This window comes from Pseudonocardia sp. 2-7 (genome assembly GCF_056341085.1).
Map to the genome: position 1 here is coordinate 2,375,017 of NZ_CP094507.1, position 17,323 is coordinate 2,392,339.

19 protein-coding genes are annotated in these 17,323 nt (G+C 75.1%); 4 read left to right on the forward strand and 15 right to left on the reverse strand.

The features are described 5' to 3' along the window. Positions 1 to 368: 368 nt before the first annotated feature. On the forward strand, positions 369 to 638 hold the full coding sequence (locus MTO91_RS11680; RefSeq protein ID WP_476654495.1) for a hypothetical protein: 270 nt from the start codon (positions 369 to 371) through the stop codon (positions 636 to 638). Positions 639 to 666: 28 nt separating this feature from the next. Here the strand turns inward: MTO91_RS11680 and pqqE are convergent, their stop codons facing one another. The 12 genes from pqqE to MTO91_RS11740 all read right to left on the reverse strand — a co-directional run bounded on the left by pqqE (position 667) and on the right by MTO91_RS11740 (position 11,724). Further along, positions 667 to 1,749: a pyrroloquinoline quinone biosynthesis protein PqqE gene (gene pqqE, locus MTO91_RS11685; RefSeq protein WP_251786432.1), complete on the reverse strand. Its 1,083-nt coding sequence runs from the start codon at positions 1,747 to 1,749 to the stop codon at positions 667 to 669. Next, positions 1,746 to 2,108, reverse strand: coding sequence for a pyrroloquinoline quinone biosynthesis peptide chaperone PqqD (pqqD, locus tag MTO91_RS11690; RefSeq protein WP_476654496.1), 363 nt, complete (start codon positions 2,106 to 2,108; stop codon positions 1,746 to 1,748). Before pqqD ends, pqqE begins: the two co-directional genes overlap by 4 nt. Further along, the gene (gene pqqC, locus MTO91_RS11695) at positions 2,095 to 2,802 is read right to left on the reverse strand and encodes a pyrroloquinoline-quinone synthase PqqC (protein WP_346109196.1); all 708 of its coding nucleotides are present in this window, start codon (positions 2,800 to 2,802) and stop codon (positions 2,095 to 2,097) included. Before pqqC ends, pqqD begins: the two co-directional genes overlap by 14 nt. Position 2,803: 1 nt before the next feature. Beyond that, the gene (gene pqqB / locus MTO91_RS11700; RefSeq protein WP_476654497.1) at positions 2,804 to 3,697 is read right to left on the reverse strand and encodes a pyrroloquinoline quinone biosynthesis protein PqqB; all 894 of its coding nucleotides are present in this window, start codon (positions 3,695 to 3,697) and stop codon (positions 2,804 to 2,806) included. Between the two features lie 64 nt (positions 3,698 to 3,761). Further along, the gene (gene pqqA / locus MTO91_RS11705; RefSeq protein WP_060712366.1) at positions 3,762 to 3,854 is read right to left on the reverse strand and encodes a pyrroloquinoline quinone precursor peptide PqqA; all 93 of its coding nucleotides are present in this window, start codon (positions 3,852 to 3,854) and stop codon (positions 3,762 to 3,764) included. A gap of 49 nt (positions 3,855 to 3,903) precedes the next feature. After that, positions 3,904 to 5,592: a PQQ-dependent dehydrogenase, methanol/ethanol family gene (locus MTO91_RS11710; RefSeq protein ID WP_251786436.1), complete on the reverse strand. Its 1,689-nt coding sequence runs from the start codon at positions 5,590 to 5,592 to the stop codon at positions 3,904 to 3,906. Between the two features lie 13 nt (positions 5,593 to 5,605). Continuing rightward, a complete protein-coding gene (locus tag MTO91_RS11715) occupies positions 5,606 to 6,070 on the reverse strand; it encodes an MSMEG_3727 family PQQ-associated protein (protein WP_251786437.1) in 465 nt (154 codons plus the stop codon). A gap of 551 nt (positions 6,071 to 6,621) precedes the next feature. After that, a complete protein-coding gene (locus tag MTO91_RS11720; RefSeq protein WP_476654498.1) occupies positions 6,622 to 7,383 on the reverse strand; it encodes a ribonucleotide-diphosphate reductase subunit beta in 762 nt (253 codons plus the stop codon). Positions 7,384 to 7,402: 19 nt separating this feature from the next. Continuing rightward, positions 7,403 to 7,609, reverse strand: a complete 207-nt coding sequence (locus MTO91_RS11725) for a rubredoxin (protein ID WP_374231597.1) — start codon at positions 7,607 to 7,609, stop codon at positions 7,403 to 7,405. A gap of 258 nt (positions 7,610 to 7,867) precedes the next feature. After that, positions 7,868 to 9,964 (reverse strand): prolyl oligopeptidase family serine peptidase, encoded by a 2,097-nt coding sequence (locus MTO91_RS11730; RefSeq protein ID WP_476654499.1) that lies wholly within the window; start codon positions 9,962 to 9,964, stop codon positions 7,868 to 7,870. 24 nt (positions 9,965 to 9,988) lie between these two features. Beyond that, the gene (gene rnhA / locus MTO91_RS11735) at positions 9,989 to 10,465 is read right to left on the reverse strand and encodes a ribonuclease HI (protein WP_476654500.1); all 477 of its coding nucleotides are present in this window, start codon (positions 10,463 to 10,465) and stop codon (positions 9,989 to 9,991) included. A gap of 44 nt (positions 10,466 to 10,509) precedes the next feature. Beyond that, the gene (locus MTO91_RS11740; RefSeq protein ID WP_476654501.1) at positions 10,510 to 11,724 is read right to left on the reverse strand and encodes a hypothetical protein; all 1,215 of its coding nucleotides are present in this window, start codon (positions 11,722 to 11,724) and stop codon (positions 10,510 to 10,512) included. A 238-nt stretch (positions 11,725 to 11,962) separates the two neighbouring features. Between MTO91_RS11740 and MTO91_RS11745 the strand changes: the two genes are divergently transcribed. Next, the gene (locus tag MTO91_RS11745) at positions 11,963 to 12,247 is read left to right on the forward strand and encodes a hypothetical protein (RefSeq protein WP_345647521.1); all 285 of its coding nucleotides are present in this window, start codon (positions 11,963 to 11,965) and stop codon (positions 12,245 to 12,247) included. Between the two features lie 3 nt (positions 12,248 to 12,250). On the opposite strand, the gene MTO91_RS11750 is transcribed toward MTO91_RS11745, so the two are convergent. After that, positions 12,251 to 13,030, reverse strand: a complete 780-nt coding sequence (locus MTO91_RS11750; protein ID WP_345647524.1) for a sporulation protein — start codon at positions 13,028 to 13,030, stop codon at positions 12,251 to 12,253. Between the two features lie 29 nt (positions 13,031 to 13,059). Beyond that, the gene (locus MTO91_RS11755; RefSeq protein ID WP_345647527.1) at positions 13,060 to 13,518 is read right to left on the reverse strand and encodes a hypothetical protein; all 459 of its coding nucleotides are present in this window, start codon (positions 13,516 to 13,518) and stop codon (positions 13,060 to 13,062) included. 138 nt (positions 13,519 to 13,656) lie between these two features. On the opposite strand from MTO91_RS11755, the gene MTO91_RS11760 reads away from it, so the two are divergent. After that, positions 13,657 to 15,702 (forward strand): sensor histidine kinase, encoded by a 2,046-nt coding sequence (locus MTO91_RS11760; protein WP_476654502.1) that lies wholly within the window; start codon positions 13,657 to 13,659, stop codon positions 15,700 to 15,702. Then, entirely contained in the window at positions 15,699 to 16,385 is a 687-nt protein-coding gene (locus tag MTO91_RS11765) for a response regulator transcription factor (protein ID WP_476654503.1), read from the forward strand. The genes MTO91_RS11760 and MTO91_RS11765 overlap by 4 nt, the downstream gene beginning before the upstream one ends. 15 nt (positions 16,386 to 16,400) lie before the next feature. On the opposite strand, the gene MTO91_RS11770 is transcribed toward MTO91_RS11765, so the two are convergent. Then, positions 16,401 to 17,018, reverse strand: coding sequence for a class I SAM-dependent methyltransferase (locus MTO91_RS11770; protein WP_345647536.1), 618 nt, complete (start codon positions 17,016 to 17,018; stop codon positions 16,401 to 16,403). Positions 17,019 to 17,323: the final 305 nt, after the last annotated feature.

The window sequence follows — 17,323 nt, forward strand, 5'->3', positions numbered from 1 at the left end:
CTCCGGCGGCGCCCCCGACGACGGCGTCGCGACCAACTGGCCCCGCTGGCTCGACGTGCTGGAACGGGCCGGGATCCCGGCCTCGTCCAACCTCCGCGCGCCCGCGGAGCCCGGCGCGGTGGCCGACGCCGAGGCGGTGTTCGGCCGGGAGTTCCCGGCCGCGCTGCGGGCCCTCTACGCGCTCGCCGACGGCCAGCTGGCCGACCACCCGCGCGCCCCCGGCCCGCACCCGGAGGTCGCGACGAGCCTGTTCCCCGCGACCTACCGGTTCGTGCCCCTGGCCGAGGCGACGCGGGAGTACCGCGGCTGGCTCGACGTCGTCGCCGACATGGGGCACGACCACGTGACCGTGCGCGCCGGGGGACCCGGTGCTGGCCCACTACTGGGACGCGGGCTGGTGGCCGCTGGCCGTCGACGGCGGCGGGAACGCCCTGGTCGTCGACACCGTCCCGGAGCCCGGTGGCGCCGTCGGGCAGATCGTCGTCGCCGGTCCGGACGAGGACGAGCGCCGCGTGGTCGGGACCGGCGTGGGGGACTACCTGCGCCGGCTGATCGCCGCCGGACCGGAGGTCGACGACGCGGTCGTCGACCCCTCGGACCGGGCCTACCGCTTCTGGGACGCCACGCACCTGCGCTGACCGGGCGCGGCCCGCTGCCGCTCCGGCCTCAGCGGTGCGGCCGGGGCGCCAGCTCCAGGTCCACCCGCGCCGGCCGGTTCGCCTCGGACACCACGTCCTCGACGAGCCCGTGCTCGGGCGACAGGTGGCACACCGGGTCGGTGGCCGCGGCGTCACCGGTGAGCTGGAACGCCTGGCAGCGGCACCCGCCCAGGTCGATCTCGCGACGGTCGCAGGTCCGGCACGGCTCCTGCATCCAGTCCTCGCCGCGGTAGGCGGTGAACAGCGGCGCCGAGGTCCAGATCTCCTCGAGGCCGCTGTCGCGGACCGAGGCCCGCGGCAGTGGCAGGGTCTGCGCGGCGGGGCAGGGCAGCGCGTCGCCGTTCGGGGCGACGGTGAGCTGACGCTGCGCCCAGCCGCCCATGCACGGCTTGGGGTAGCGGGAGTAGTAGTCGGGCAGCACGTGCACGACCTCCATCGACCCGGCCAGGCGCGCCCGGGCGGCGGTGACGACCTCCTCGGCCCGGTCGAGCTGCTCGCGGGTCGGGAGCAGCGACGACCGGTTGCGCCAGGCCCAGCCGTAGTACTGGGTGTTGGCGAGCTCCACCCGGTCGGCGCCGAGGCGCTCCACGAGGTCGACGATCGCGCCGATCCGCTCGATGTTCTGCCGGTGCAGCACCACGTTGACCGTCAGCGGCCAGCCCAGCTCACGGACGAGCCGGCAGGCCTCCAGCTTCTTGTCGAACGAGCGGATCCCGGCGATCCGGTCGGAGGTGGCGGGCTCGTCGGCCTGCACGCTGACCTGCACGTGGTCCAGCCCCGCCGCGCGCAGCGCCTCGGCCCGCGGCCGGGACAGCCCGATCGCACTGGTCACGAGGTTGGTGTACATACCCAGGTCGCAGGCGGTGCGGACCAGCTCGGGCAGGTCCCGCCGCAGCAGCGGCTCCCCGCCGGACAGGTGGCACTGCAGCACGCCCATGGCGGCGGCCTCGCCGAACACGCGCTGCCAGTCGGCGGTGGACAGCTCGTCGTCGTAGCGGGCCAGCTCGATCGGGTTCGAGCAATAGGCGCACGCCAGCGGGCAACGGTAGGTGAGCTCGGCGAGCAGCCCGAACGGGCGCGGGGCGCTCATCCGAGCGCCACCAGGTTCCGGGCGACGAGCCGGGTCAGGTAGTCGCGCACCTGGTCGCCGACGACCAGCGCGTCGGCCTCGTCGAAGTCCGCGACCAGCGCCGCGACGATGTCGTCGACGCTGCGCTCGCCGTCGCACAGGCGCAGCACCGCGTGCCCGGTCCGGTTCAGTACGACGACGGTCTCCGGCCCGAGCAGCACCCACCCGCCGGTCGGGCGGTCCGGCCGCATCCGCACGTGCCGGCCGAGCCGGGGCCGGGAGTCCCCGGTGACCGCGGGTGTGCGGGCGGCCCGTTCGCCGCGTCGTGGCGCCGGCACCCGTGTCGCGCCGGTGGCGGTCGACCCGTCACGCGTAGGCATGGTCGATCGCATCCATGATCGCCCAGAGCACGTCGCACTTGAACGACAGCGCGGCCTCGGCGGCGTCCTGCTCGGCGGGGGTGCGGCAGTGCGCGACGACGACCTCCAGTGCGTGCTCGGAGTCCCGCGGGGCCTGGAACAGCCGGTTGCGGAAGTACTGGAGCCCGTCCGGGTCGATCCAGGTGTAGTACTTCTCGAACGCCGCCAGCCGCTCGGCCATCAGGTCCGGGGCGAACAGCTCGGTCAGCGACGACGCGACCGCCTCGACCCACGGCCTCGTGCGGGCGAAGCCCACGTAGGCGTCGACGGCGAACCGCACCCCGGGCTGCACGTGCCGGTGGTCGGTGATCTCCGACCGGCTCAGCCCGCACGCCTCGCCGAGCCGCAGCCACGCCTCGATACCCCCCTGTCCGGAGTTCCCGCTGCCCGGTTCCCGGCCGTCGTGGACTCCATCATGATCAGTGATCCGGCGGATCCACCGCCGCCGGACCCCGACGTCGGGGCAGTTCGAGAGGATCGCCGCGTCCTTGACCGGGATGGCCTCCTGGTAGGCGAACCGGTTCGCGACCCAGCCACGGATCTGGTCCGGGGTGAGGGTGCCGTCGTTCATGCGGACGTGGAACGGGTGCGCCGAGTGGTACTGCGCGGCGTGCGCCCGCAGCCGTCGCACCAGCGCGGTGTCCGGAGCGGTCATGTCAGACCTCCAGTTCCAGTCCGTCGAACCCGACGACGACCCCGGCGGCGGTGACCGCGGCGCGTTCGGCGGAGTCCTCCAGCAGGACGGGGTTGGTGTTGTTGACGTGCACGTAGACGATCCGGGGCACACCGAGGGCGGTGAGCACCTCCAGGCTGCCACCCCGGCCGCCGACGTGCAGGTGTCCCATGTCGTGCGCCGTCTTCGCGGCCAGCCCGAGCCGGACCAGCTCGTCGTCGTGCCAGGTCGTGCCGTCGACGAGCAGCAGGTCGGCGCCGTCGATCTCGTCCTGCACGGCGGGGGTCAGCTCCTGCACGCCGGGCAGGTACACCGCGTACCGGCCGGACGCGGTGTCGGTGAACCGGTACCCGACCACCCGCCCGGGCAGGCCCTCGGCGACGCCGAACCGGTCGTGCTTGCCCGTCGGCGCCCCGAACGCGCGGTAGACGAGGCCGCCGAGGTCGTGGTCGGCGCCGGGGACGACCTCGGTCCAGGTGACCGGGCAGAACCGCTCCAGGGTGGGCAGCAGCCCGGATCCCTCGCGCAGGGTCCGCTCGGTCGCCGCGGTCGCGTGCAGCGACACCCCGCGGCCCTCGCGCAGCAGCACCAGCCCCAGGGTGTGGTCGATCTCGGCGTCGGTGAGCAGCACACCCTGCAGCGGGGTCGTCCGGTCGCCGGTCGGGTGCAGCGCGGGAGCGTCGGCGAGCTGGGTGCGGACGTCGGGGGAGGCGTTGACCAGCCACCACCGCCGCCCGTCGGGGGAGACGGCGATCGAGGACTGGGTGCGCGGCGTCGCCGGTCGCGACCCGTCGCGCACCGCCCGGCAGCCCGGACAGCCGCAGTTCCACTGCGGGAAGCCACCGCCCGCCGCCGATCCGAGGATCCGGATCCTCATGGCACCCCCTGTTCCACGGCGACGGCCGGGGGCGCGCTGCGCGCGCCCCCGGCCGTCGGTCACCTCACGCCTCGGTCCGGGCGATGTACATCGTCACCTCGGGCGCGCAGCCGATCTCCTCGAACTCCGGCGCCTCCCACTCGGTGGTCGACTCCATGCGATCACCTCCCTTCTCACAGCGTTCGGGTCCCCGGGGTCGGCCGGATCTACTGCTCGGGCAACGCGAAGCAGAACAACGCGTCGCCCGCGGCCGCACCGAGCAGGCCCGGCAGGAACCCCTCGACCCAGCCGCCCCACCCGGTCGGCACGGCGATGAACTGCCTGCCGTCGACCTCGAAGGTGGTCGGGCTGGAGTGGTGCCCGCTGCCGCACTGGAACGACCAGAGCTTCTCCCCGGTCGAGGCGTCGAGCGCGACGAACTCACCGGTCGGGGTCCCCTGGAAGACCAGGCCGCCCGCGGTGGTGAGCGTCGAGGCGCACATCGGGTACTCGTTGTTCCAGCGCCACTTCTCCTCGCCGGTGAGCGGGTCGATCGCGGCGACGAACCCGTAGAAGTCCTCGATGTCGACGGCGACGCCGGCGCCCCAGTAGGGGATGGACTCCTTGAACTCACGGCGACGCCGGGTGGCGGTCGCCCCGACCTCCTGGACGGGCACGTACATCAACCCGGTCTGCGGGTTGTAGGACATGTGCGTCCATTCCTTGCCGCCCGCCGGGCCCGGCCAGAAGTGCACCGGGACGCCCTCCTCGTCGGGGTAGATCTTCGGCGTCACCTTGCCCTCGGGCGTGATCTCGCCCCAGGTGATCCGGTCGACGAACGGGAACACCCGCACGAGCTCGCCGTTGGTCCGGTCGAGCACGAAGAAGTAGCCGTTCTTGTCCGCGTGGGCGAGCAGCTTGCGCCCGTCCGGCGCGTCGAACAGGACGTTCTCCATCGTGGAGTCGTAGTCCCACAGGTCGTGCGGGGTGAACTGGTAGTGCCACCTGATCTCGCCGGTGTTGACGTCGACCGCGATCGTCGAGTCGGTGTAGAGGTTGTCGCCGGGGCGCACGCCGCCGTCGAAGTCCGGGGCCGGGTTGCCGGTGCCCTGGAACAGCAGCTCCAGCTCCGGGTCGTAGGTGGGCGTCACCCAGCAGTTCGCGCCGCCGCGCTGCCAGGCCTCGCCGTCGTCGGGCCAGGTCTCCGAGCCGGGCTCGCCCGGCTTCGGGACGGTGTAGCAGCGCCAGCGCCGCTCACCGGTCTCCGCGTCGAACGCGTCGAGGTGGCCGCGGACGCCGAACTCCCCGCCGGCGCTGCCGACGATCACCAGGTCCTTGACGATCAGCGGCGCGACCGAGCCGCTCTCCCCGGCGCGGACGTCGCCGTTGACGGTGTCCCACACGACCTTCCCGGTCGTGGCGTCGAGCGCGATGATGTGCGCGTTGAGCGTGTACATGTAGACCTTGCCGTGGCCCACGGCCAGCCCGCGGTTGACGTTGCCGCAGCACAGCGACACGTCGTAGGGCGAGGCGTGCTTGTAGCGCCAGAGCTCCTCGCCGGTCCTCGCGTCGATCGCCCAGGCGCGGCCGTCGGGGCCGGAGACGTACATGACGCCCTCGACGACGATCGGTGACGCCTCGAACGAGTAGGTGGACGCACCGGACTGCATCCCGACGGCGCCGGCCTGGAACACCCAGGCGGGCGACAGTCTGCGGATCGAGTCCTTGTTGATCTGGTCGAGCTCGCTGTAGCGCTGGCCGTCGTAGGTGCCGTAGTAGGTCAGCCAGTTCTGCGGCTCGGAGCGTGCGCCGCGGATCCGGTCGTAGTCCACCGCGGAGGTGGCCGGGGCCTCGCCCCGGACGTTGCTGAGCTGGACGTGCGGGATCGCTTCACCCGCGTCGACGTAGTCCGTCATCTCGGGATCCTTCCTACGGTCGCGGCTGCGGGGGACGGTCGAGCTTGGCGTGGTCGGGTACCTCGCCCCCGATGACGATGGAGCCGGTGAGACCGCGGCCCTCGTCGTTGCCGCTCGCGGAGCCGTAGTAGTACGTGCCCGGCCCGTCGAGGTTGATCTTCGCCGTGCCCTTGGAGTGGTTCACCAGCCAGATGAACTTCGGGTCGCCGTTGCTGGGCAGCACCGCGCAGTGGGTGTTCTTGTCGTCGTTGATGAGGGTCAGCTCGATGTCACCGCCGTGCGGGAGGATGAGCACGCCGGGCTCGTAGCAGATCTCGTCCTCCGGGATCCGGATGGTCGCCCGGAGCACGCCGTCGGGTCCCTCCTCGGCGTAGCCGATGGTCCCGCTGCCGAGCAGCCGACCCAGCGCGAGCCGGTTCTGCCCGTCGAGACCCGCGGCGGCCAGCTGTTCCGCGCGTTCGTCTTCGGTGGTCGTCATTGACACTTTCCTCCCGAGCGCAATTCGTCGGTGGGTACGTGATCACCTTCACACCGCACGGTGGTAAGCGTCAACCCCGTGCGTCCAGCAATTCTGCGCCGACGATCATGAACGCGCGAGCTCGAATGCGGAATGATCTCCCGCGAGGGTCCCGGGCTCGGCTCGGACGATCTCCCCGCAGGTCAGGACCGGCTGCGCGGGGTCGCCCCGTTGCTCGGAAACGATTGTCCGGGAACAATCGGAACATTTCTGCGGACTGTGCCGTGGGGTCGTCCGGAAAATGGTGGGAAATGCGGGCGGGTGCCCCGGAAATCGTGGCCGCCGGAGATCGGTGACGTCGGTGCGGCGACAAGCACCGTCGCGGGGGCCGGGGCGGCCGTCCCCGCCGTGACGTGCGACGCCGCGCCCGGGACGGCGCCGCGGGCTCCGGTGTGGACACCCGCGGTCCCCGCCCGCGGAACCGTCCGTGCCCATTCCGTGCAGGCCACGCGGCCGGCCCCGGAGGAATGAAACACATGTTTCCCGAAAGGGCGGCGACCGGCGTGGGGGTGTCACCAGAACTTGATGCCCGCCGCCTTCAGCCGACGGCGGTGCTGCTTCACCGCGAGCGCGATGGCCTCGGGGGTGATGAGCCCGGCCCAGACCTTCGACGCGGTCTCACCCTGTTCGAGCAGCGCGTCGGCCTCCTCGCCACCCAGCTCGGCGCTCTGCACCACCCGCGCGCCGAAGCCGATGTGCCAGCGCTCGTCGCGCAGGACCAGCTCGGTCCCGCGGTGCACGCCCGGCAGCGGGACGGACAGCCGGTCCAGGGTCTGGAGCATCGCGTGCTGCCCGGCCAGCAGCACCACACCCTCGATGACCATGTGATAGAGCCCGACCGCCCCGGTCAGTCCGGTGTGGTCCTCGGCGAGCCCACGGGCGGTCGCCGGCAGCCGGTGCTCGAACAGGTCGACGAGCTCGGAGCTCACCTCGCGTCGCAGCACGTCCAGCCGGTCGGCCGGGGTGTCGCCGGGGACGCCCAGCACCTGCGCGGCGACCAGGTCGAAGAACCGGGCGTGCCGCGCCTCGTCGCGGGCCTGGGCGCGGAACGCGGCCTGCATGGTGTCGTCGAGCGCCGCCGCCTGGTACGAGCCGAGCTGCCCGGCGACCGAGGCCTCGGCGATGCAGAAGCCGGCGACGAGCCCGCGCACGGTCGCCGCCTCGTCCGGCGCGAGCCGGGCCCACGCGTCGCGGTCCGGGCCCAGGTCGAGGTCGGTCTCGTCCCACTGCAGCGACTCGGCCAGCTGGACGAAGTGGTCGTATCCGGCGATCATGACCATGGTCTCGGTGTCCTCACCCCGGGAACTGTTCTCCCGGCTCCAACGGGCGGAAGTCCGACTTGGCGGCGCCGCAGATCGGGCACATCCAGTCGTCGGGGATGTCCTCGAAGGGCGTGCCCGGCTCGATGCCGCCGTCCGGGTCGCCCTCGTCCGGGTCGTAGACGAACCCGCACGGCTCGCAGATCCACAGGGACCGCGTGGCCTGGTCGGACATCGTCATGCTGCTCCCCACGGCGTCGTCGCCCACGCCCGCCGGTGGCCCGTGGCCGGGTCCGGCGGAGGTGTCCCTCCGGCCCAGGGAGCCACAGTGTGAGCGGGGTCGCAAGCGGGCCCGGAGCCCCGTCGCGGGCACCGGTGACCGCCGCGCGTCCGGTCACGCACGGACGCGCGGCGCCCTCACCTGCGACGACGCGGTGTCCGTAGATCAGTTCCGATCGGCGTCGGTGATCGTCGGAATCGGTGAAACACGTGTTCGCGCTCAGCCGCCGAGCGCGTCCCGGAGGAACCCGACCTGCAGGAGCAGCAGGTTCTCGGCGACGACCTCCTGCGGCGTCATGTGGGTGACGCCCGACAGCGGCAGCACCTGGTGGGCACGCCCGGCCGCGAGCAGCGCCGAGGACAGCCGCAGGGTGTGCGCGGCGACGACGTTGTCGTCGGCGAGGCCGTGCACGACCATCAGCGGGCGGTGCGGCCGGTCCGCGGTCGGCGGGGTCGCGGCGTCGTCGACGATCGACGAGCGGGTGTAGGGCTCGCCGCCCGGCATCCCGAGGTAGCGCTCGGTGTAGTGGGTGTCGTAGAGCGTCCAGTCGGTGACCGGCGCGCCGGCGATGCCCGCGTGGAAGACGTCGGGCCGGCGCAGCACCGCCAGCGCGGACAGGTACCCGCCGAACGACCAGCCGCGGATCCCGACCCGCCCCAGGTCCAGGTCGGGGTAGGCCCGGGCGGCCGCGTGCAGGGCCGCGATCTGGTCCTCCAGCACCGGTCCCGCCAGGTCGCCGTGGATCGCGCGGTCGAACTCCGGGCCGCGGCCGGGGGAGCCACGACCGTCGGTGACCAGCACGGCGAAACCCTGCTCGGCGAACCAGCGGCTGGTCAGGTGCGCGTTGCGGGCCTGCAGCACCCGCTGGGAGTGCGGGCCGCCGTAGGGGTCGAGCAGCACCGGCAGGCGGGTACCGGGCACGTGGCCGGACGGCAGGAACACCGCGGTGCGCAGCTCCCGCTCACCGAAGGAGTGCAGCACCGGGGCCGGGTCGAACCCGGGGTCGACGGCGTGCCCGGCGACCGGGTGCTCGGCCCCGGCGGCGGTGACGAGCACGGCGTGCGGCGCCGTCGCGAGGTCCTGGGACACGCGCACGGTGGTGCCCCCCGCTGCGGTGACGGCGTGCACCCCGGTCGTCGGCGTCACCGCGACCGGCTCGGACCCCGGGGTCACCGACCAGACGGCGACCGAGGTCGGCTCCGTCGAGGCGCGGAACAGGACGGTCTCGCCGTCGATGCCGAGGACCCCGCGCACCTGCAGCTCCGGGCCGGTCAGGTAGGCGTCGCCGACGACGAGCCGGCGCGCCCCGCCGGAGTCCTCGGCCCGCACCAGCGCCCCGGACGCGGTGCGCGCCGGGACGCCCGGCACGTTCTCCACCCACACCGGGTCGGTCTGGGAGTGCAGCGTGGTGGTCCGCCCGGTCGCGGGGTCGACGGCCAGGGTGCGGACCTCGCGCTGGTCGCGCGGCTGGACCGACAGCAGCGGGCCGTGTGCGTCCCAGCCCGCGGTGGCGAGGTACTCGTAGGTCTCGTCGTCCCAGGTCACGGGGGTGCGGCTGCCGTCGAGCGCGACGACGACCAGCCCCACCCGGGCGTTCGGGGTGCCGGCGGCGGGGTAGCGGACCGTGGTCGGGACGCGGTCGGGGTGCGCCGGGTCGGCGATGTGCCAGCGTGCGACCGGCGACTCGTCGACCCGGGCGACGAGCAGCGCGCCGCCGTCGGGGGACCACCAGAACCCCCGGTGGCGGTCCATCTCCTCGGCCGCGGCGAAGTCGGGCAGGCCCCAGGAGACGTCGTCGCCGTCGGGGGTGAGCACGGCCGTCGTCGTGCCGGTCGTGAGGTCGTGCAGGTGCAGCGCGCCCGCGGCGACGAAGGCCACCCGGGTCCCGTTCGGGTCGATCCGCGGGTCCACCACGGCCTCGATCCCGCCGACGTCGAGCGGGCGCACGTCCGGCTCCCCGGTCAGCGCGACGGTGAACGGCCGCCCGGACAGTGCGAACACGGCGCGGGTGACCGCGGCGTCGGTGGTGTACCCGACGACGCCGCCCGCCTGCTCCCGGACCCGCTCGCGCCGGGCCCGCTCCGCGGCGGGCAGGTCCTCCTCGCCCGGCAGCCCGGGTACCGACGCCGGGTCCACGAGCAGCCGCTCCGCGCCGGTCGCGGCGTCGACCGACCACAGGCAGGTGACCGGGTCGGTACCGGACCGGCTGCGCAGGAACACCGCCCGCGACCCGTCCGGGGCGACGGTGAACCCGCGGGGGACCCCGAGGGTGAAGCGGCGGGTGCGGGCGTGCAGGCGGGGGAACGAGTCGGCCACGCGGCCGACGCTATCTCCCCGGCGTCACCGCGTGCGGGACGGCCGCTTCCCGGACGCGCGTCCGCCCGCCTCCTCGCAGCCGCGGGCGGCGAGCCGGTCGGCACGCTCGTTCTCCGGGTGCCCGGCGTGCCCCTTCACCCAGAACCAGGTGACGTCGTGGCGGCGGACGGCGGCGTCGAGCTCGCGCCACAGGTCGTCGTTCTTCACCGGCTCCCCGGCGGCGGTCCGCCAGCCGCGGGCCTGCCAGCGCGGCAGCCACTGGGTGATGCCGTTGCGCACGTAGGTGCTGTCGGTGTGCAGGTGGACGACGCTGCGCCGGGTCAGTGCGTCCAGCGCGCGGATCGGGGCGGTCAGCTCCATCCGGTTGTTCGTCGTGCGCTCCGGCTCGCCGCCGTGCAGCTCGCGCTCGTGCTCGCCGTAGCGCAGCACCGCGCCCCAGCCGCCCGGGCCGGGGTTCGGCACGCAGGCGCCGTCGGTGAAGATCTCCACGACCGCCGTCACGGCCGGTGACGCTATCTGTGGCGGACCGGCCGCGGCGGCGCGGGTCAGTAGATCCGGTACGCCTCGCGGGAGGTCGCGAAGCCGTGCCCGGTGCGCGCGTCCCGGCACTCGACGCCGGTCCGGCGGCTCACGCAGGTGACGTCGCCGCGGGTCAGGTGGGTGCCGTAGCCGAGCTCGGCGGTGCCGCGGGCGCGGACCCGCTCGCCGCCGCAGCTCGGCCCGGCCCCGGCGGCGCGCAGCACCAGCCCGGTCCCGGAGCGGAACGTGCACGCCGGGTCGTCCGGCGGGGACCAGGCTCGGGTACGGGTGTCGCAGCGGGTCTCGGCGCCGTCGATCCGGCACGTGATGTTGCCGCTGGGGGAGCGGAATCCGGACCCGGCGAACGCCGCCGGGTCGGCCGGGGCGGTCCCCGCGACGAGGTCGGCGGGTGCCGGCACCGGCTCCTGTGCGGCCGGGGCGGCGGTGCCCGGCGCCGGGCCGTTGTCGGCACCCGGGGACTCGGCGCCCGCGGCGGCCGCGACCGCGAGCAGCAGTGTCGCGCCGACGGCGAGGGCCGCCCCGCGGTGCCCGGCGCCGCCGGGCAGGGCCCGGCCGAGGGCGCCGTCCAGCCCGGTCACCGCCCGCGAGATCCGGTCCCCGGCGCCGCCGGCCCGAACGGCGACCGCCGCCCACGCCCCGGCACCCGGACCGGACGGTGGCCGGGCCTGCGGCGCGGTGTGCCCGGGCGCACCCCACGACGCCGGGTGCCCGCCCCCGGCCGGCGGCGCGGTCTCGGCGCCCCGGGGCACGGGTGCGGCTGGGCCCCACGACGCGGTGGACCACGGACCGGGTGTCGGCGCCGGTCCGGCCCACGGCGCGCCGGGCGCCGCGGGGCGTGCGACGCCGGGTGGCGGCCCGCCCCATGCCGGCGGTCCGTCGCCCGGCTCCCCGGCCGGGACGGCCCCGGCAGCGAGCGGGGCGGCCGGGGCGGCGGCGCCCGGCAGCCAGGGCGGTCGCGGTGCCGGGACCGTGCCGTGCGGTCCGGCCGCGGGCCCCGGAGCGGGTCCGGCACCCGCCGCGCCGGGGCCGGGGACGGCCGCCCCCGGGGCGGCACCGCCGTCGCCGGGACGGCGCGGCGGCGGGACGGCGGCCCGGTCCAGCAGGTCCGCGGGCCGGTACCCGTTGCGGGGCCGTCCGTCCGGCGGGGGCGGGCCGGAGCCGGGCCGGTCGGGCCGATCGGGACGGTGCGGGGGACGGTCGTCGGCGTGGGGAGCGCTCATCGCGATCGGACGCTAGGTGAGGGTTGCGGCCCGCACAGCGGCCGTTTGGCGCAGTCACGGCGGCCGGTCGCTCCGTCACGCTGACCGTGCGTGGTCGGCGCGCGGGTGCCGCGCGGTCCGGCGGCCCCGCCCGCTCGGGTGCCGCACGTCGCGCGTCCCGCACCGGCCACCGAGTGCCGGGCGCCGTCCGGCGGGGCGGTGCCCCGGGCGGGGGAGCCCGGCGTGCCACGCTGGGGCAGTGAGCCAGGCGCTGTACGAGGTCACCGTGAACGCGTTGCTGGACCGGGACCGCCCGCTCACCGCCGCCGGCTGGGACGCGGCGGCCGCCCGGGTCGGCCGGGACCGGGCGCCGCTGCTGCTGGCCGAGCTCGACGACGCGGGCCTGCTCCCGCCCGCGCTGCTGGCGTCGGCGGTCCCGGAGGCCTGGGCCGGTGCCCGCGACCCCGTCGACCGGCTGCCGCGTGCGCGGTGGGCGGAGCTGTTCGCGGCGGCCGGGCTGCCCGTCCCGTCGCCCGGACGCTGAGGGTCAGCCGAACAGGCCGCGCCGCCGGGCCAGCTCCGCCATGTGCCCGCGCATCTCGGCCGCCCAGTCGTGGGCGTCCAGCACGTCGTAGGGGATGGTGAACCGGACGATCCGGTCGCCGCCGGCGTCCAGGAAGCCGCCCCGCCGGTCGCCCTCCAGGAGCAGGTCCATCGCGTGCGGTCCGGCGAGGAAGGACACCTCGACCTCCTTCAGGCCGCGCGCCAGGTCGGGCGGCGGTGCGAACTCGATCTCCTGGTAGAAGCCGAACTCGGCACCGGGGACCCGGCCCTTCTCCACGTCGGAGCGCAGGAACCGGCAGCCGGCCCGTTCGAACCCGGCCAGGATGGTCTGCTGCGGACGGGTCGGCTCGATCCGCACCGGGTCCAGGTCGCCCTTGTCCAACGAACCGGCGATGTCCAGCTCGGTGCGCAGGCCCACCCGGACCCCGGGCAGGTCCCGCCCGTGCACCGTGGTGAACGGCGACTGCCACGGCACCCCGAACCGGAACGGGACCGACCGCCGCTCGCCCGGATGCAGCTCGAACGCCCCGGTCACCCGCTGCTCGGCGAACGACGTCGTGGAGCGGTACTCGTTGTCGCCGGACTCCACCTCGACCACGGTCTCCAGGCGCAGTGCGAGGAAGTTGATCCGCTGCAGGAACTCGCCGCCGACGACCTCGACCACGCCGTCCAACACGCCACCGGGCTGCGCGACCGGGGTGTGCACCACCGTGTCGACCGTCGTGCCCCCACCGAACCGTGCCTTGAGCTTCTTGAACACCATCGCCGCCCCTGGTCGTCGTCAGGGGCAAGCTAGCGGGTGCCGGCCGGGGACGGGGCGGATCCGGCGGACCGGTCCCCGGCGGCGACGTGCCGCCGGGACGTGGGCAGGCAGAGCAGCCCGGCCACCAGCACGTCGACCACCAGGAACGCGATCGACTCGGTCTCGCCCTCGGCGAGGATCTTGTAGCAGCTGAAGTAGACCCATGCCGCGAGGACGCAGGTGAGCAGGTGCCACGGCGCGCGCCGGCCGGCCCACACACCGGGCAGGCACGCCCAGGCGGTGATCACGGTGGTCAGCCCGACGGCGGCGAAGGCGGTGGCGGCGGGGCTCCCGGCGTCCGGGTTGACCTCCGGCGGCGCGAGCACCCCGAAGTAGACGAGGCCGAACGCGCCGAACCCCATCCGCACCGCGACGACGACACTCGCGACGACGACGGGCACGGGCGGGCGGCGGGACGCGACGGTGGCGGGCGGTACGGGGACGGTCACGGCGTTACCTCCGGAGCTGCTGGGCGGACGGCCCGATCCTGACCTCGGGGCCGCCCCGTACACCCGATCCGTCCGTCCCGTCCCGTCCGGGACCTCCGGTCCCGTAACGACGGGACACCCGTGGGCGAGCCTGGTTCGATGGCCACTCTCGCGTCGCACGGGCTCCGTACCGCGCCTGCGCCGGACGGCCGTGTGGTCGCTGCCTGCACCGTTGCGGCGGTCGTGCTGGCGGTCGGCGGGGCGGGATGCGTACTGCTGGCCGTCAACGTCGCGGCGGGTGCCCCGTCGAGCAGTGGCCGGGGCGGGTTCTGGCCCATGCAGGTCGTGGGCTTGGTGACCTACGGCGTCGTCGGCGGGCTGCTGGTGGCCCGCCGCACCGCGGGTGTGCTCGGCCCGGTCTTCCTCGTCGTGGCGCTGAGCCAGGCCGCGTCACTGTTCGGCCGCGAGTACGGCGTGTACGGCCTGCAGGTCGTCGACGGCCTGCCGGCCGACCGGTGGCTGTTCTGGTCGCACACCTGGTCGTGGGTGCCGGGCCTGCTCGCGCTGCTGGTCGTCGTGCCGCTGCTGTTGCCCGACGGGACCCTGCCCTCGCAGCGGTGGCGCCCGGTCGTCCTGTTCGGCGTGTGCGCGATCGCGGTCGCGACGACCCGGTGGGCGACCACCCCCTATGAGCTGCTGGACGGCCCCGCCACGGACGCGGCGATCGGGCCGAACCCGCTGGCGCTTTCCCCGGGTCCCTCCGCCCTGGTCGGCGGGGTCGCCGCCCCGCTGGTGGCGCTGGGGGTCGTGCTGGCGGCCGCCGGGCTGGTGGCGCGGTGGCGGCGGGCCGGGCCGGACGGGCGCCGGGCGCTGTCCTGGATGCTGTACGGCGTCGCGGTGACGGTCGCGTGCGAGGTTGTCGCGATGGCCACCGCGAGTGTCCTCGCCGCGGCCCTCGCGGTCGGTGCGCTACCCGTCTGCTGCATGATCGCCGTGAGCAGGCATCGGTTGTGGGACCTGCAGCTGGTGGTCGGGAGGTCGCTGGTCTACGGCGGGCTCTCGGTGGCGGTCGCGGTCGCCTACGCCGGCGTCGTCGGCCTGCTCGGCGGGGCGATCGGGGTGGGCACCGGCGCCCCGATCGTGGGTACCGCGGTCGTGGCGATGCTGGTGCTGCCGCTGCACCACGTCCTGCGCCGGGTGGTGAACCGGCTGGTGCACGGCTCGCCGGAGGACCCCCATCGGGTGATCACCCGGCTGGCGATGCGGCTCGGCGCGGCCGTGCCCGCCGACCAGGTCGCGTCGTCGGTCCTGCCGGACATCCTCACCGAGGTCTCCAGGACGCTGGGCCTGCGGCACCTGTCGCTGGAGACGGCGGACGGCCGGATCTTCCCCGACGGCTCGCCCCCCGACGGTCCGGTGCAGGAGCTGGCGCTGCGACACGCCGGACGGCGGGTGGGCGTGTTGCGCGCCGTACCGGTGCGAGGCGGGCTGACCCGGTCCGAACGGCGTGCGCTGACCGACGTCGCGGCCCAGGCCGCGGTCGCGGTGCACGCCCTCGCGCTGTCCGACGAGCTCCGCCGGGAGCGCGAACGGGCGGCCGCGGCCAGGGAGGAGGAGCGGGACCGGCTGCGCCGCCGGCTGCACGACGGGGTGGGCACCGCCCTCGCCGCAGCGAGCCTCCAGGCGGACAGCGTCCGGGACCTGATCGACGAGTCCCCGGACGAGGGACGCGCGGTCCTGCACCGGCTGGGTGCGCAGCTGCGGGACGCGGTCCGCGACGTCCGGGCGATCACCCGGGACCTGAGGCCCGCGCTGCTCGACGAGCTGGGGCCGGAGGGTGCGCTGCGCGAGCTGGGTGCCCGGTCCAGCACACCCGCGTGCGCAGTCGAGGTCGAGTTGGGGGAGCTCGGTCCGCTGCCGGCGGAGGTCGAGCTCGCGGCCCACCTGCTGGTGGCCGAGCTCGTCACGAACGCGTGCCGGCATGCCGACGCCACTCGGGTGCGGGTCTACGCGCACCGGCGCGAGGGCTTCCTGCTGGTTCGGGTGTCCGACAACAGTCGGGGCACCCGGGCGGCCGCGGGCGCCTCGCCGGGCCTGGGGCTGCACTCGTTGCGCCGGCGGGTCGACGGGCTCGGCGGCACCCTGGAGGTGTGGGAGGGTCCGGGGACCATCGTCGAGGCGGCGTTACCGGTGCCGCTCCGATGAGCGGGCAGCCCGCTGGGCCGTCCGGGCTGCCGACACCCGTCCGTGTGCTGATAGTCGACGACCACCCGCTCTACCGCGAGGGCCTGCGCGGCGCGCTGCGCACGATGGCCGGAATCGAGCCGGTGGGAGAGGCCGCCGACGGAGCCGAGGCCGTTCGGCTCGCCCGGGAGATCGCGCCGGACGTCGTGCTGATGGACCTGCAGATGCCGGGTGTGGACGGGATCGACGCCACACGAACGCTGTGCGCCGCACGACCGGGACCGGCGGTGCTGGCGCTCACCATGCTGGATGAGGACGAGACCGTCGGTGCCGCGCTGCGCGCCGGGGCGTCCGGCTACCTGCTGAAGGACGCCGACCGCGCCGAGATCGACCGGGCGATCAGGCACGTCGCGCAGGGTGGTGTGGTCGTCGGCCGGGGCGTCGCGGGCGGAGTGCGCCGACGATGGGCCGAGCCTCCGCCCGACTCGGCCCGGATGGCGTTCCCCGACCTGACCGACCGGGAGCGCGAGGTTCTCGGGCTCGTCGCCGAGGGCCTGACCAACGCCGCGATCGCCCGCAGGCTGCACCTGTCGGAGAAGACCGTACGGAACAACGTTTCCGTGGTCTTCGCGAAGCTCGGTGTGCGCAGCAGGTCGGCCGCCGTGGCGACCGCCCGGGACGCCGGGCTCGGCGCGGCCCGCTGATCGGCGCGCACGGGGTCAGTGCGCCGAGGCCGGTCGACCCTCCCGGTCGCGCAGCCGCAGCCGGTACCAGTGCGGTGCCGTGCGGCTCATCGGCCAGCCCAGGCCCGCGGTGCCGGCCGGCTCGGCCGCGACGACGTCCCAGCCGTCGAAGGCCTCCTCGACCTCCGCCCGGGACACACCGCCGACCACCGACCGGAACCGGCCGGGGCCGAACGCGAGCATCAGTACCGTCGATCCCGGGTTGGCCAGCGCGGTCACCCCGCGGCCGGTCGCACGCCGGTCGTCGGGGCCGAACCCCTGGAAGCAGCCGACGTCGAGGAACAGGTCGAACGTGCCGAGACCGGCCCCGGGCAGGTCGGTCACGCTGCCCACGACGTAGGTCGCGCCGGTGTCCCGCCGGGCGGCGTCGATCGCGGCCGGCACGGCGTCGATCCCGACGGCGTCCCAGCCCCGCCGGGCCAGCTCGGCGGTGTCCCGGCCCCGGCCGCACCCGAGGTCGAGCGCTCGCCCGGGCGGGCGGCCCCGCTCCGCCTCCTCCCGGTCCAGCCGGGCGCCGGTGCCCTCCGCGGTGAGCCGCCCGTAGCGCTCCCACGGGGTCAGCCCCATGCGGTACAGCCGTGCGTAGTTCGTCACCGGGACCACCGGCCCCGGTGGGGCGGTTCGGGCGGCAGCCTCATGGAGTCCTCCGGCAGGGCGGGTCGGGCACCCAGGATGCCGTTCGCGGTGTCCCGGCCGCACGGGCCGACGGTCCCGGATCCCCGGGGCCGCCCGGCGTGCGGCTCGGACCGGTCCGGGGGCCGCGGCGCAGCCGCCGGCACGGCGGCTCGTCCCCAGTATTGGGGCGGCGGCCGGGACGCCGGTAACGGATCGTCGCGCGGACCGACGTATCGAACGTGATCGACAGTTCCGACGCAGGACCGGCAGACCGTCCGGGGGCG